This is a genomic window from Nereida ignava (assembly GCF_047114695.1).
Lineage (GTDB): Bacteria > Pseudomonadota > Alphaproteobacteria > Rhodobacterales > Rhodobacteraceae > Nereida > Nereida ignava.
Map to the genome: position 1 here is coordinate 629,590 of NZ_CP112885.1, position 14,445 is coordinate 644,034.

At 54.2% G+C, this 14,445-nt stretch carries 17 protein-coding genes; 13 read left to right on the forward strand and 4 right to left on the reverse strand.

Translation table 11 applies throughout. The features are described from left to right. Positions 1–126 precede the first annotated feature (126 nt). Positions 127–1,083 carry a phosphoadenosine phosphosulfate reductase gene (locus tag OLX08_RS03040; RefSeq protein ID WP_391482418.1) on the forward strand — a complete coding sequence of 319 codons (957 nt, stop codon included), beginning with the start codon at positions 127–129 and terminating at the stop codon, positions 1,081–1,083. A gap of 113 nt (positions 1,084–1,196) precedes the next feature. Here OLX08_RS03040 and OLX08_RS03045 read toward each other — a convergent pair whose 3' ends face one another. The 3 genes from OLX08_RS03045 to OLX08_RS03055 all read right to left on the reverse strand — a co-directional run bounded on the left by OLX08_RS03045 (position 1,197) and on the right by OLX08_RS03055 (position 2,284). Next, positions 1,197–1,427 (reverse strand): hypothetical protein, encoded by a 231-nt coding sequence (locus OLX08_RS03045; RefSeq protein ID WP_048597998.1) that lies wholly within the window; start codon positions 1,425–1,427, stop codon positions 1,197–1,199. Between the two features lie 178 nt (positions 1,428–1,605). Further along, positions 1,606–2,052, reverse strand: a complete 447-nt coding sequence (locus OLX08_RS03050) for a lysozyme inhibitor LprI family protein (protein WP_391482420.1) — start codon at positions 2,050–2,052, stop codon at positions 1,606–1,608. Further along, on the reverse strand, positions 2,012–2,284 hold the full coding sequence (locus OLX08_RS03055) for a hypothetical protein (protein ID WP_391482421.1): 273 nt from the start codon (positions 2,282–2,284) through the stop codon (positions 2,012–2,014). The genes OLX08_RS03050 and OLX08_RS03055 overlap by 41 nt, the downstream gene beginning before the upstream one ends. 179 nt (positions 2,285–2,463) lie before the next feature. Here OLX08_RS03055 and pyrC point away from each other — a divergent pair, with 179 nt between their 5' ends. From pyrC to OLX08_RS03070, 3 genes are all read left to right on the forward strand, one after another. Further along, positions 2,464–3,507: a dihydroorotase gene (gene pyrC / locus OLX08_RS03060; RefSeq protein WP_391482422.1), complete on the forward strand. Its 1,044-nt coding sequence runs from the start codon at positions 2,464–2,466 to the stop codon at positions 3,505–3,507. Beyond that, entirely contained in the window at positions 3,508–4,191 is a 684-nt protein-coding gene (locus OLX08_RS03065) for an orotate phosphoribosyltransferase (RefSeq protein WP_391482424.1), read from the forward strand. It begins immediately after the preceding gene. A gap of 218 nt (positions 4,192–4,409) precedes the next feature. Beyond that, positions 4,410–5,924 carry a replicative DNA helicase gene (locus tag OLX08_RS03070; protein ID WP_391482426.1) on the forward strand — a complete coding sequence of 505 codons (1,515 nt, stop codon included), beginning with the start codon at positions 4,410–4,412 and terminating at the stop codon, positions 5,922–5,924. A gap of 8 nt (positions 5,925–5,932) precedes the next feature. Here the strand turns inward: OLX08_RS03070 and OLX08_RS03075 are convergent, their stop codons facing one another. After that, positions 5,933–6,568, reverse strand: a complete 636-nt coding sequence (locus OLX08_RS03075; protein ID WP_391482428.1) for a TetR/AcrR family transcriptional regulator — start codon at positions 6,566–6,568, stop codon at positions 5,933–5,935. A gap of 119 nt (positions 6,569–6,687) precedes the next feature. On the opposite strand from OLX08_RS03075, the gene alr reads away from it, so the two are divergent. The 9 genes from alr to OLX08_RS03120 all read left to right on the forward strand — a co-directional run bounded on the left by alr (position 6,688) and on the right by OLX08_RS03120 (position 14,340). Next, positions 6,688–7,725, forward strand: coding sequence for an alanine racemase (gene alr, locus OLX08_RS03080; RefSeq protein WP_391482429.1), 1,038 nt, complete (start codon positions 6,688–6,690; stop codon positions 7,723–7,725). A 20-nt stretch (positions 7,726–7,745) separates the two neighbouring features. After that, complete coding sequence (locus OLX08_RS03085) at positions 7,746–8,510, forward strand: MlaE family ABC transporter permease (RefSeq protein ID WP_391483163.1); 765 nt, start codon at positions 7,746–7,748, stop codon at positions 8,508–8,510. Then, complete coding sequence (locus OLX08_RS03090; RefSeq protein ID WP_391482431.1) at positions 8,507–9,247, forward strand: ABC transporter ATP-binding protein; 741 nt, start codon at positions 8,507–8,509, stop codon at positions 9,245–9,247. Before OLX08_RS03085 ends, OLX08_RS03090 begins: the two co-directional genes overlap by 4 nt. Before the next feature lie 120 nt (positions 9,248–9,367). Next, positions 9,368–9,808: a paraquat-inducible protein A gene (locus OLX08_RS03095; protein WP_391482433.1), complete on the forward strand. Its 441-nt coding sequence runs from the start codon at positions 9,368–9,370 to the stop codon at positions 9,806–9,808. A gap of 30 nt (positions 9,809–9,838) precedes the next feature. After that, positions 9,839–11,203 carry a DNA repair protein RadA gene (gene radA / locus OLX08_RS03100; protein WP_391482435.1) on the forward strand — a complete coding sequence of 455 codons (1,365 nt, stop codon included), beginning with the start codon at positions 9,839–9,841 and terminating at the stop codon, positions 11,201–11,203. 24 nt (positions 11,204–11,227) lie between these two features. Beyond that, on the forward strand, positions 11,228–11,788 hold the full coding sequence (locus OLX08_RS03105; RefSeq protein ID WP_391482436.1) for a CvpA family protein: 561 nt from the start codon (positions 11,228–11,230) through the stop codon (positions 11,786–11,788). Between the two features lie 93 nt (positions 11,789–11,881). Beyond that, a complete protein-coding gene (locus OLX08_RS03110; protein ID WP_391482438.1) occupies positions 11,882–12,265 on the forward strand; it encodes a response regulator in 384 nt (127 codons plus the stop codon). Between the two features lies 1 nt (position 12,266). Continuing rightward, a complete protein-coding gene (locus tag OLX08_RS03115; RefSeq protein WP_391482439.1) occupies positions 12,267–13,928 on the forward strand; it encodes an ATP-binding protein in 1,662 nt (553 codons plus the stop codon). Continuing rightward, a complete protein-coding gene (locus OLX08_RS03120) occupies positions 13,894–14,340 on the forward strand; it encodes a response regulator (protein WP_391482441.1) in 447 nt (148 codons plus the stop codon). Before OLX08_RS03115 ends, OLX08_RS03120 begins: the two co-directional genes overlap by 35 nt. The last annotated feature ends 105 nt before the right edge of the window (positions 14,341–14,445 follow it).

A 14,445-nucleotide genomic window follows, 5' to 3' on the forward strand; every position in this document is an offset into this window, starting at 1 on the left:
GCGCGGTTAACGCAAGCTAAACCCTCTCAAAAAGCGCACGGTAGCTCCGCATTTTCGCCCTATTCGACAGGTAGCTGTGTCCCAACACCGCCTTTCGCCGAAGGGCAAGACTGGCCGGAGCACACCATGCAGGACGACGCGAACCTTTTTCGTCCCCCGCTAAGCGATTTGTCCCTGAAGGACTGGACCCAAGCGATGCGAAAGCTGGGCCGACAATATGGGATGTATGAAGAACTGGGCCAGCAGCATGCGGCCCTGTTCGTCGATGATGGTCCCACGTTGCTTGTCACTTTTGAAGCCGTCGAGCACATCCGCAACACCTACGAGTCCGGTGAGCCCGTTGGCTTTGAGTTGGTCCGCGAAGCGGGTTGGTCACATCTATGCTTGCTTACATCGGCTGATACATGGTTTCGCGATGCCGCCGTTTACGAGTTTTTTGACAAATTAAGTGACGACGGCTTTTTTGACGCCTACGACCGCGTGATCTTTTACGGCGCTGACATGTGCGGTTATGCGGCCGCTGCCTTTAGCGTCGCCTCTCCCGGCGCCACTGTCATCTGCTTGCAGCCGCAGGCCACGCTTAATCCACGCATCACTGGCTGGGACAAGCGCTTTGCACCCCACAGGCGGCTAAGTTTTGAAGACCGCTACGGCTATGCGCCCGATATGATTGATGCCGCCGAAGATGTATTTGTTCTTTATGACCCGTCGGTCAGGGATGAATTTGCGCAGGCGTCACTTTTTCACAAAGCGCACACGACCATGGTGCCTTTGCGCCACATGAGCAGTGATCTAGAGGCTGATTTGATCGAGATGCAGGTTCTCTACCGCATGCTTGCGCAAGCGGGCACCGGCAAACTAAACAGACAATCTTTGCATAAACTGATGCGCCTACGCCGCAAGCATGTGCCCTTCTTGCGCCGCGCAGTGCTGGCCGTTGAAGCGCAAGAAAAACCCATGCGCCTTGCAAAACTCTGCCGCGCCATCGGCCAACACTACCGCATGCCGATCGCCCGCCGCAGGCTGAGCGCGTTGATGGACAAGGGCATTGCCCTGCCCGATCCCTTGCGACCGCCGCGCTAACAGCAGGTCACGCGCTCTAAGTTTAACGTTCCTCATAGGGACCGCTGAAAAGAGAAAGGCCCCGCACAGAATGCAGGGCCATCAAAACTCATAGTCAGGGAACGAGTTGGTAATCAGATGTAGTAAAGATCGCGGAAAACATGCAGCGCGATGGTGTCGCGTGTCATGCCAAGTGCGGCAAGTTCTTCGTCAGTTTTGGCACGCAACTCATCCATTTTGGCCACACGACCTTGCACATTCAAAGACGCCTCACGTGCAACTGCGATGGAGGTAAAAAACGAACCGATTGCGGCAAAAAAGCCAGTGCGAGGAGCGGATGCGACGGTGTCAGTGTAAAAAGCCATTTCGATATTCCTACTGTGAGCTGCGTTTGTCTGTTGAGTTAGATTTAGACAAATGCTGCAGCGCAGAGTAGCCGGTAAATCCGCAATCCCGCCATGCACCTGACGCAGGGCTAATACTTACCTCTTTGATTTTACTTCACTTTAGAGAAAAAGGTTTCAGTTACCGAATGCGCCTAACCTACATCACTTCAAGAAAAACAGCTAAATCATCGGCGCGCTGGCGGGTCAAATACGTTTTGCAGCCAAGATAAAGCTGTCCAGAAATACTACCGCCTTGGGCCGTTGCCGCCTCGGAAGCGCAAGCCAGATCGCGGTATTTGATCCACGCGCGCTGTGCCTGACGCAAAAGGCGCGCTGTCTCATCACTCTCAAGGTTTTGTGCGCGCTCCATCGCGCCTTGATACGCCAAGTTGAGGCGCGCATCCTCACGTGCCAAGGCCTCTCCCTCGCAATACGTCATTTCCAATTGGTTTTGCGGATCGTCACAGTTTACATCAGCGCCGTAACCTTGATCCGCTTTAGCATCATGTGGAGCCAAACAAAGGCCACCAACAACGAGCGCCAGAGCACATGCGCGCACGGCATTATTCACCCGAACGAAATCCCGCGACGATGCGTTGCCCATAAAGGCCGATCAGCGTGCCGAGCGCCAGCAAAAACGCAGACGACGAGATATCGAGCAGTCCGCAAATTAGCGATGCCCCAATCATCAAGACCAGTACAGAGATCACATCCATTTCCGCCGGCTCAAGTTTCAGTTTGATCAGGCTAATTTTCTCAATCGCTGTCCGAAGCGGCTGCTCTACACGCGGCACCGCAAGTCCGCAGCCAATTCCAAGCAAAAATGTTAACAGCATATTCTCAACCTCACGCGTAACTCATTAACTCAGCACCAAAATGACCGACACAGGCCCACGGGTCCAGATCATGCCGCCCGCAATAAGCGTATTATCACCGATTGCGTACAGCCGCTTTGCTGCATCGACCTATTCAATTCTGCTGGCCCTTTGGTGGGGTTTTGATGTATCGCGCCTGCATGAGCACTTCATTGACCATCCGCCGCCCCGACGATTGGCACCTGCACCTGCGCGACGGCGCAATGCTTGAAGCCGTCTTGCCCGAAACAGCCCGCCATTTCGGACGTGCGATCATTATGCCGAACTTGGTTCCGCCAGTGGTGACGGCAGATGACGCAAACGCATATCGCGCGCGCATCATGAACGCCTTGCCAGCAGGCATGCAGTTCGATCCGCTGATGATGCTCTATTTGACCGAACAAACTGATCCTGCAGATGTTGTTGCAGCCCACAAAGCAGGGCTTATCACGGGCGTGAAGCTCTATCCCGCAGGCGCCACCACAAACTCTGCATCCGGTGTGCGTGATATGGATAAAGTGCGTCCTGTTCTTGAAGCCATGGCCGAAGCTGGTGTGCCTCTGTGCTGTCACGGTGAGGTCACTGATGCGGACATTGATATTTTTGACCGTGAAGCAGTTTTCATCGACCGCATTTTGGAACCGTTGCGCCGCGACGTACCACAGTTGCGTATCACAATGGAGCACATCACAACCTCAACAGCCGTTGAATATGTGCGCAGCGCGGATGTAAATCTTGCGGGCTCCATCACAACCCATCACCTGATCATCAACCGCAATCACATCTTGGTTGGCGGGATCAAACCCCACTACTACTGCTTGCCTGTCGCAAAGCGCGAAAGCCACCGCGTCGCATTGGTAGAGGCCGCCACCAGCGGTGATGCGCGGTTCTTCTTGGGCACGGACTCCGCGCCCCATACGGATCCGAACAAAGAGCAGGCCTGTGGATGCGCTGGCGTTTTCTCTGCGACAAACACGATGTCGTGCCTCGCACATGTTTTTGAAGTCGCGGGCGCGCTGGATAAACTTGAGGCTTTCGCCTCGCTCAACGGTCCTTTGCATTACGGCCTGCCGGCAAATGACACGACGATTACGCTGACCAAGCGCGATACGCCCGTTGGCTATCCTGAAAAACTGAACACCGGCGAGGGTCTCGTCACTCTCTTTGATCCGGGCTTCCCCCTCCACTGGCATATTGAGGCATAGATGATCCCTTCTTCCTTCCCCGACAGCACCGAAATCGCCCGTCTCACAGCGCGTATGTTGCTGGAAATTAAGGCCGTCCACTTTAACGCAGCCGAGCCGTTCAAGCTGGCATCAGGGCTTCCATCCCCCACATACATCGATTGTCGCAAACTTATCAGCCACCCACGGATCCGCAGCACGTTGATGGATTTCTTGGTGGTCGAAACCATGCGCACCGCAGGTTTCGAGGCATTCGATAACATTGCCGGTGGCGAAACCGCGGGCATTCCGTTCTCGGCCTTAGTAGCCGAGCGCATGGCACTTCCAATGACCTACGTGCGCAAAAAACCCAAAGGGTACGGGCGCAACGCTCGAATCGAAGGCGACATGAGCGAAGGCCAGCGCGTGCTTTTGGTTGAGGATCTGACAACCGATGGGGGCAGCAAGCTGTCTTTTGTCGACGCAATCCGCGAAACCGGCGCGAGCTGTGCATGGACTGCGGTAATTTTCTACTACGGCATCTTCCCAGAGACGGAAAAAACACTTGGCGATCATGGGGTTGGTCTGATCAGCCTATGCACATGGTGGGATGTATTGGCCGAGGCAAAAGCCCAAGGCACATTCGACACCGCCACCTTAACCGAAGTTGAGGCATTTTTGAACGCCCCGCGCGAATGGCAAAAGGCCAACGCCGACAAAGTCTAGCGCGACTTTTTTCGCGCTATCTTACGACACCACACGTACAGATATAGCGGCGCAGATTGCTTGCGCCGCTATATTTTGTTAGGGATGAGTTATTCACAGGATTATACAATTTGCCCTCTCTATGCGGGTTTGGCAAAATGTAAGCGGTGAGAGGTGAAGGCTCTACAAGAGCAGCATCTGAATGGGTTTGACGCGCTGCGACAGCAGTTGGGGGAATGATGAACGAGATATCGAACATGGGCCAAGTGGTCCCCGTTGGTGCGCAAAATGGTGACGATGGCGCGGACGCAGGACTTTTGCCGCACTCGATTGAGGCTGAACAACAGCTGTTGGGTGCGATCCTGACCAACAACGATATCTTTGACCGTATCGACGCCATTCTGAATCCTGAGCATTTCTACGACCCCGTTCACACACGCATCTATGAAACGGCAAAGGCACGGATTACCAAGAATGCGCTTGCGTCTCCTGTTACGCTCAAATCCTTCATGGAAGACGATGAAGGGCTACAAGAGCTTGGCGGCGCAACGTATTTGGCCAAGCTAGCGGGCGCGTCCGTTGCGGGCTTTGCCGCGCGGGACTACGCGCAAATGATTTATGATCTGGCGATCCGTCGTGAGTTGATCAGCGTAGGCCGCGATATCGCTGCGAAAGCAGGCAAAGTCGATGTGGACAGCGAGCCCAAAGAACAAATCGTCGAAGCCGAGCAAAAGCTCTACGCACTTGCCGAACAAGGTCAGGCCGAACAGGGTTTTCAATCGTTTTTGAAAGCCGTCACTGACGCGGTGAATGTCGCAAACGCCGCCTATCAACGTGAAGGTGGCATGGCGGGGATCAGCACGGGTCTGGTCGATTTGGACAAAATGTTGGGCGGCTTGCACCGATCTGACCTACTCATTTTGGCGGGGCGCCCGTCGATGGGTAAAACATCTCTTGCCACGAATATCGCGTTCAACATCGCCAAAGCCTACCGCAAAGGCATCACGCCCGAAGGACATGAAGGCGCTGAAGATGGCGGTGTTGTGGGCTTTTTCAGCCTTGAGATGAGCGCCGAACAGCTAGCGTCGCGAATTCTGTCCGAAGCCTCTGAAATCCCATCCGAACAGATCCGGAAGGGCGACATGACAGAAGGCGAATTCCGCCGTTTTGTAGATGCCGCCAAATCGCTTGAGGCCTGCCCGCTTTATATTGACGACACACCTGCCCTACCCATTTCGCAGCTTGCCGCACGGGCGCGCCGCTTGAAACGGACTCATGGGTTGGACGTGATCATCGTTGACTACCTGCAGCTTCTTCGGCCCGCGACCGCAAAAGACAGCCGCGTGAACGAAGTCTCGGAAATTACTCAGGGTCTTAAAGCGATTGCTAAAGAACTCGATATTCCGGTCATCGCGTTGTCACAGTTGTCGCGACAAGTGGAAAACCGCGAAGATAAGCGCCCGCAGTTGTCGGACCTGCGCGAATCTGGCTCAATTGAGCAAGACGCCGATATCGTGATGTTTGTGTACCGTGCTGAATACTACAAAGAGCGTGAGAAACCCGCAGATCACGAGCTAGACAAGATGGCTGCGTGGCAAGATGAAATGTCACAGCTTCACGGCAAAGCAGATGTCATTATCGGCAAACAGCGTCACGGGCCAATTGGCGATGTGCATTTGTCGTTCGAGGGTAAATTCACACGCTTCGGCAACCTTGCCAAACCGTGGCAAGGCGACCAAGGCAGCGAATACTAATCAGCAGCTTAGCTCATCACAGTCGTTGGGGCGCGATCATTTGCGATCACCGCTTTGATCTGTGTGATCAGGCCCGAAATGCGCGCAATAACAACAACATCATCCAGCCCTGCACTTAGGGCTGGTGTGTCCTCGCCGCGCGGCCACAGGGCATCGACCAACACGCGCCCATAAAACGCCCCAGCATCACTACCCTGATCCACAAAATCAGCCAGAACGTTTGCTACATCTTCTTTCAATGCCTCAATTGCGCCTGTTCCACGCACCGCATCAGAGCATAAAAGCGCACGCTCACTCGACAACATGCGGCGATATTTCAAGAGCGCCACCAAAACATCATTAATGCCTTCTGCTGCGCGCAGCGTGGCAACCATCGCATCATGCTTGGGCCGAACAATATCAGCAGCAAGAGCGCCCAAATCCGGAAAATGGCGGTAAACTGTGGCACGACCCAGGCCTGAGGCTTTCGCAACTTCTGTCATCGTGCGCGGAACATCGCCCGCGGCTGACATTTGCATCACATTGCCAAGGATGGTTTTTTTGGTTCTCAGCTTTGCTGAACTCACCGCCTCCGTGTTTGGCACTGCGGCGGGAACCGCGATTGGGGCAGTTGTTTGGCTTGGGAATTGCGTAATTTGCGACATGAGGCCACTCCGTTCTGGTGTGCTTTGACAGCAACCTAAGCCGCAAGCAGTTAAGCATCCGTAAATGCCCGTCTCTATTTGGCCTTGACCTTACCCGTCAGCTTAGGCACCCGTTCACTATGGCTACAGGAACTCTCACGATCTCACTGGACGCTGTCGTCCAAAACTGGCGCGCGCTGGATGCAATGTCCCAATCAGGGGTGCAAACGGCAGCCGTGATCAAAGCTGATGGCTACGGGCTTGGCTCAGACCGCGTCGCAAAATCCCTCGCCAATGCGGGTGCGAAGACGTTTTTCGTAGCCACTGCACAAGAAGGCGCGAAAGTGCGCCAAGCGCTTGGACCGGGCCTCGACATCATGGTCTTTGGTGGCCACATGCGCGGCGACACAGATATTATCAATGATCTGTACCTGACGCCCTTATTGAACAGTGTCGAACAACTCACCCGCCACTTTGAGGCGCTGCCATCCGCGCCCTTTGGCATTCAGCTTGATAGCGGAATGAACCGGCTTGGCATGGAGCCCGGCGAATGGGCCGCGGTGCGCGACGTTGCTCTTGGTCAAGGCCCCGCCTTAGTGATGAGCCATCTGGCCTGTGCGGACGAGCCTGATCACCCGATGAACGATTTTCAATGCGACGTCTTTTTGGAGATGACCGCCGGTGTGCAAGCCCCCCTTTCGCTTGCCGCTACTGGCGGCACGTTACTTGGGCCAAAGTTTCACTTCGACATGGTGCGCCCTGGTATCGGGCTTTACGGCGGACTGCCTTTCGCGGATGCCACACCAACGGTGCATTTATCACTACCAATTATTCAGGTGCGAGATGTGCTTGAAGGCGAGGCCGTTGGGTATGGCAATGCCTATATCGCGAAATCAGCACGCCGCGTTGCCACTGTCTCTGCTGGTTATGCGGACGGGTTGATCCGCGCTATTGGAAACGATGCAAAAGTATATGCAGGGGACACGATGTGCCCTGTTATTGGCCGTGTCTCAATGGATTTGATCACCGTTGATATTACTGATCTGTCCGGCACCCCAGATGCACTTGATATTTTGTGTCCGCACCAGACAGTTGATGATCTGGCAGACAGTGCTGGCACCATCGGCTATGAAATCCTGACCTCGCTCGGGCATCGTTACGAAAGACGCTACGCGTGATCCGGTCCGCTACATCACTTTTGGGCAGCACAGGCCGCGCTGTTCTAAACGCGATTGGCGCGATTGGCGCGGTCGCCCTGTTTGCTACACAAACAATCGGTCACATTGCACGCCCTCCATTTTACTGGCGTGAATTTGTCTCAGCCTGCATCACCATTGGATATTTCAGCCTGCCTGTTGTGGGACTAACGGCGCTGTTTACGGGTGGGGCCCTTGCGCTACAAATCTATGCAGGGGGCGCGCGATTTAACGCAGAAGCCGTGGTACCGTCGATTGTCGCCATCGGAATGGTCCGCGAGTTGGGACCCGTCTTGGGCGGCCTTATGGTTGCGGCGCGTGTCGCCTCATCGATTGCCGCCGAAATCGGCACCATGAAAGTAACCGAACAAATTGATGCGCTGGTCACCCTGTCGACCAACCCGATGAAATACCTCACTGTTCCACGGGTTCTGGCCGCCACACTAACTGTACCTGTATTGGTGCTGATCGGTGACATTATCGGGATTATGGGCGGTTATCTTGTTGGCACAAGCAGGCTTGGGTTTAACGCAGCCGCGTATTTACAAAACACCGCTGATTTTCTGGAGTTCTGGGACATTGCGAGCGGCCTCGTGAAAGGCGCGGTTTTTGGGTTCATTGTCGCATTGATGGGCTGCTATTTCGGCATGACTTCAGGGCGCGGCGCGCAAGGTGTAGGTGCCGCAACAAAAGCGGCTGTGGTGGTGGCGAGTGTACTTATCTTAGCTGCTAACTACATTCTAACAGAGGCGTTTTTCACAGCATGATCCGCCTCAAAAATGTTCATAAAGCTTTTGGAAACAATGCCGTACTCAACGGAGTTGATCTTCATGTCCCTAAAGGGGAAAGCATGGTGATCATTGGTGGTTCAGGCACAGGCAAGTCTGTAACGCTGAAATGTATTCTTGGGCTGGTAAAACCTGATATCGGCACCATTACGGTGGCTGACAAAGACATCAAAGACGGCGATAGTGATGCGCTGCTGTCGCGTTTCGGAATGCTGTTTCAGGGCGGCGCGCTTTTTGACAGCATGCCGGTTTGGCAAAACATCGCTTTTCGCCTTATTCAATCGGGTGTCTCAACCGAAGAGGCCCGTGCGCTGGCAATTGAAAAGCTGCGACGCGTTGGCCTAAAGCCTGATGTTGCAGGCCGGTTTCCGGCCGAACTGTCCGGCGGCATGCAAAAGCGCGTAGGGCTTGCGCGCGCCATCGCCGCCGACCCCGAGATTATTTTCTTCGACGAGCCCACCACAGGTCTCGACCCAATTATGGCAGGTGTGATCAACGATTTGATCCGCGAAATTGTCGTGGAAATGGGCGCAACCGCGATGACCATCACCCATGATATGTCATCAGTCCGCGCCATTGCCGACCGCGTTGCAATGTTGCACGACGGGACGATCAAATGGACCGGCACTGTTACGGAAATGGACACTACAGGCGATCCTTACGTGCATCAGTTTATCAACGGACTAAGCGAAGGTCCTATTGCGGCAATTCGCTAGCCTGCGCTTATTTTTAAACGAATTATGACGCGCCCACAGGATACGCTACTGTTAACCATAGCCCTTGGGCGACTTCTTCAAAGATAAACTAAATCGACAGCGGCGGAGGTTTCGAGTGTGATGAAGGTGTTGATTGCCGCAAATGCGCTTTTGCTGATCCTGTTCCCCCTATCGTGGTTTGCTCCGCTCATGCGTGCAGGTCTGTTGCCGCTGTTTGGTCTTAACGAAATTTCACTTTGGTCGGGTATTGCAAGCCTTTGGCAGACCGATGTGCTTCTTGCTTTGGTTGTCATTATCTTCGCGATCATCGCCCCAATCGCAAAAACGCTAGGCCTGTTGCTTGTTCAGTTGCGCATTATGGCACCAACCGCCCTGCCATTGATCGGCGTGTTAGGTAAATTTGCGATGGCAGATGTCTTCTTGATCGCGCTCTACATTGTCTTGGCAAAAGGTGCGGGCTTTGGGCGGGTTGAACCGGCTTGGGGATTATATCTTTTCACGGGCACAATCTTCGCCTCCTTGTGCCTGTCCATTGCAACCGCGCGCAGCTTGCGGCACTAACGAAACGCAAGGGCTCGCAAAGGACGTAACATGGCCAAATCAGCCAGCTTTCGCTGCACATCATGCGCCGCCGTCACGTCCAAATGGTCGGGGCAGTGTGATAGCTGTGGCGAGTGGAACTCGATTGAAGAAGAAAAGGCCCTGTCCGCGGGACCTGCCTCAAAATCCCTTGGCATGCGTCGTGGCAAAGCCTTGAACCTGACCGATCTGGCAGCACAAGACACACCGCCCGCGCGGACCTTGTCGGGCGTCGAAGAACTTGATCGTGTTCTGGGGGGCGGATTGGTCGAGGCCTCTGCCCTGCTTGTGGGCGGCGATCCAGGCATCGGTAAGTCAACACTGTTGCTGCAAGCGGCGGCAAGGTTTGCGCGCAACGGCCTCAAGGTTGTTTATGTCTCGGGCGAGGAAGCTGCAGGACAAGTCCGTATGCGCGCTCAACGTCTTAAGCTTACCAGCAGCCCTGTCTTATTGGCGGCTGAGACAAACCTGCGCGATATTCTGACCACCCTCGAAGACGAAAAACCTGATCTGTGCATCATCGATTCAATCCAGACAATGTGGGCCGATCACGTTGAGGCAGCACCTGGATCAGTCAGTCAAGTCCGTGCAGCGGCCCATGAGTTGACCAGTTTTGCCAAGCGCAACGGCATCGCCGTGATCATGGTCGGCCACGTCACTAAGGGCGGGCAAATTGCTGGGCCCCGCGTTGTTGAACACATGGTAGATACAGTTCTTTATTTTGAAGGCGAGCGCGGTCACCCGTTCCGGATTTTGCGCGCTGTCAAGAACCGCTTTGGCCCTGCAGACGAGATCGGTGTTTTTGAAATGACGGGCCGCGGCCTCGCCGAAGTCAAAAACCCCTCTGCCCTGTTTCTATCGGAGCGGGGCAAACCAACACCGGGCTCCGTTGTTTTTGCGGGCATAGAAGGCTCACGGCCCGTTTTGTGCGAATTCCAAGCGCTCGTGGCTCCTTCTCCACATGCCCAACCCCGCCGAACAGTCGTGGGATGGGACGGGGGTCGTCTTGCTATGATTTTGGCCGTGCTGGAGGCGCGCGCAGGTGTGCCGTTCACCGGACTCGATGTGTATCTCAATGTGGCCGGCGGGATGCGCGTGACCGAACCCGCCGCAGATTTGGCCGTGGCCGCCGCTTTGGTAAGCGCGCGGGAAGACGCAACATTGCCCGCAGACAGTGTCATATTTGGCGAAATCAGCCTGTCCGGTGCGCTCAGACCGGCCTCTCAAACCGAAAATAGGTTGAAAGAAGCCCAAAAACTTGGTTTTAGCGGGGCCATTACGGCGCAAACTGCAAAACCACCTGCGACACAGGGTATGGCGCTGCGGCAAATGCCAGATCTAGCGAGTTTCGTGACTGAAATCTTTGGCGACAGGTAACGCCAGCAAGAAGGACAAGTGTAAATGGACGGATTCACTCTGATTGATGGAATTGTAGCGCTTGTGATCGTGGTTTCCGCGTTACTTGCATACTCCCGTGGCTTTGTCCGCGAGGCACTTTCCATAGCAGGTTGGATCGGTGCTGCTATCTTGGCGTCTGTTTTTGCCTCACAAGCCGAGCCATTGGTCAAAGAGCTGCCCGTCATCGGCGGATTTATCGGTGAAAGCTGTGAGTTGGCCATTATTGCCGCTTTTGCAGCCGTGTTTGCGCTTGCCCTTGTGATCATGTCGATCATCACGCCGCTTTTTTCCTCCCTTGTGCAGCGATCTGTTTTGGGCGGGCTTGATCAGGGCATCGGCTTTTTGTTTGGCGTTTTGCGCGGCATCGTTTTGGTGGCTGTCGCGTTCTTTGTCTACGACGTGGTGCTGACCAACCAAAACCTCGATATGATCGACAACTCCCGCTCGGCGGCCGTGTTCGGCAAGCTTACTGGGCAAGTCGAGGAGCGCAATCCAGAGCAAGCATTGGGCTGGGTTACAGCACAATATGAGAACCTTGTCGGGGAATGCGGCGCTGCCACTTAACCCCCAAGATGTTTACTTTCTGTAAATCGTTTAGGTTTCGTTCATACAAATCGCGTTATGTGTATCTGACAACTTATTTGGTCGGTGACAGTAATGGATGTTTTGGTTCTCGAAGACTCACAGGAATTGCGTCAGGTTTGGTGTGATTTTCTTGAGGATGAAGGCCACACCGTAACGGCGGTCGACAACGCCGAAAGCGCTATGGCGGCAATGCACGATCAACCCTATGATTTGCTTATGCTCGACCTGCATCTGGAACGCGGCACCTCAATCGGTGTGTCACATTACGCACGCACAGCCCTACCCGACTGCCGGATCATTATGATCACTGGCGAACGCGTTTTTGCACATGGCAACCACATGGCCGAAATGCCAGGGGTGGATTGGCTTTTGCGCAAACCGGTTTCACTTCCTGATCTTGCAGCCCTTATTGATTACGCTGCGATGTCGCACTCGCCCAAGGCTGAGCGGGCTTAATATGGCGGACGTTCAAAAATACAATCAACGAAAAACATTTGCTGGCGTGATGGGATTAACCATCGTTGTCGCCGCTGTGACCTGGGTCTACCTGAATGCAGAACGCAATGACCAAACGATCCGCGCAACCCAAGCCCGCGCTGATGCCTTTGCCAAAACACTCAAAGCTGATCTGACAAACCGCAAAGAGGCAGCAAAACGTATGGCATCACGGATTGCCTTTGCGGGGCAACTAGACACCGATGCTTTCTTGGATGATGCCCAAAATTACCTAGATGACATGCCCGGCAATCTTGCCATTAGCTGGCTCGACAGCAACTTTATCGCACGATCAACTGCGCCCATTACAAACATAGTGGCCAACGGTCGTGATATTTCTGCGATCAGCCCCGACAGGCGCCGCGCATTGTTCGCGGGCCGCGACAGCAGACAAACCACAATGACAGACCCAGTCCCTCTTTTGAACGATGATGGCATCGGCTTTTTGGTGTTTGAGCCGGTGTTCAATGCAGGTAAATTCATGGGCGGCATTGTGTCCGTGTTTTCGGTGGAAACATGGTTAAAGGAGCTGGCACCCGCAGATGTCAGCACGTCTTTGACCCTTAGCGGGGAGCCTATCTTTGCGTCACCAGACTTTGCCTCAAATCCGGCAAAGAAAATTGCCACCGCCAGCGCGCAATACCTTGGTAACGAATTGAACGTCGCGCTAAAGCCTCGTGCGGCTTTCTTGCAAGCACAACAAACATATACGCCCGAAATCGGAGCTATGTTTGCGGGTATTTTAACACTTATGGGCGGGCTTTTGCTGCTAAGTGCGAACGGTTTGCGCAATGCGCGCATAGCCAGCATCCGTGACCAAGACGAGTTGGAATATAAAAACGCGCAGTTGCGCGACGAAGTACTCTACCGAAAATCTGCTGAGGCAGCTGCGAAAAAAGCCGATGATGCCAAATCGCGCTTCCTTGCGGTGATGAGCCACGAAATCCGCACGCCTTTGAACGCAATCATGGGAATGTTTGAATTGATCGAACGGGCAGACATTCCCGAACGCCAGAAACGTCAGGCGGTCAGTGGCCACCGCTCAGCAGAACGCTTGTTTGCAGAACTCACCAAAGTGCTTGATGTGTCGCGCCTTGATGCAGAGGTCGTTACCATCACCCCCACCAAAGTACGCACAAACCTAGCGATTGAGGAGTTGCGCTCACAGCTTAGCGGCTTTCAGGCGCGCGCTGGCAACAACATATCAACAGAACTTATCGTAGACCCCGCCATTCCTCAAAGCATGTTCATTGATCTGGAGCGGGTTTCACAAATTTTGACGAACCTTTTGGACAATGCTTTCAAATTCACCGAAAGCGGCCAAGTCAGCATGCATATTCACATCGACAAAGACACCAATGGTTTGATCTTTGACATCTTTGACATCTGTGACACGGGGCCAGGCATTTCGAAAAGTCATGAGGCCGAGCTGTTCAAGCGTTTCTATCAAATCGACAACGGAGTCGCACGGCGCACGGAAGGCAGCGGCCTTGGCCTGTCGATCAGCAAGGAAGTCGCCGCCCTTTTATCGGGGACCCTTTCCGTCCGCCCAAACAGCCCCAAGGGCAGCATATTTACACTGACACTATATGATTGGCGACAAGTCGATGCAGAAATTGCTTGATAAACCTTCCGTAACACACGAACCGACGGCGAATACCGCGACTAAAAAAGTATTGATTGTAGAAGACGATCCCGCAACGCAATTCATGATGGCAGAGTTCATGGATGCCTTGGGCTATAGCTATGAGTTAGCTGAGGATGGAGACATCTGTCTTGATCTTCTGGCCAATGAAAGCCACAGATTTGCGCTTATTCTAATGGATATTCATATGCCTAAATTTTCGGGCATCGAGGCGTCTGCGCGCATTCGCGATATGCAAGAGGACCCGCCCCGCAACCTGCCGATTTATTTGATGTCTGCGGATCAAAATTACCACAGCCCCCGCGCCGCCCATGACTTGGGACTAACCGGCGCGCTTCCCAAGCCCGTGCGCATGGGGGAACTCGACAGCCTTTTGGGCAGCTACTTGTAATCGCGCGCAGGGCATAGCTGCCCGACCTTTCGTTTTACACCTGAAATCGCATAGCTTGTTAGGAAACTTCCGTGACACCGACAAAGCGAGTAGCTACAACGGCCA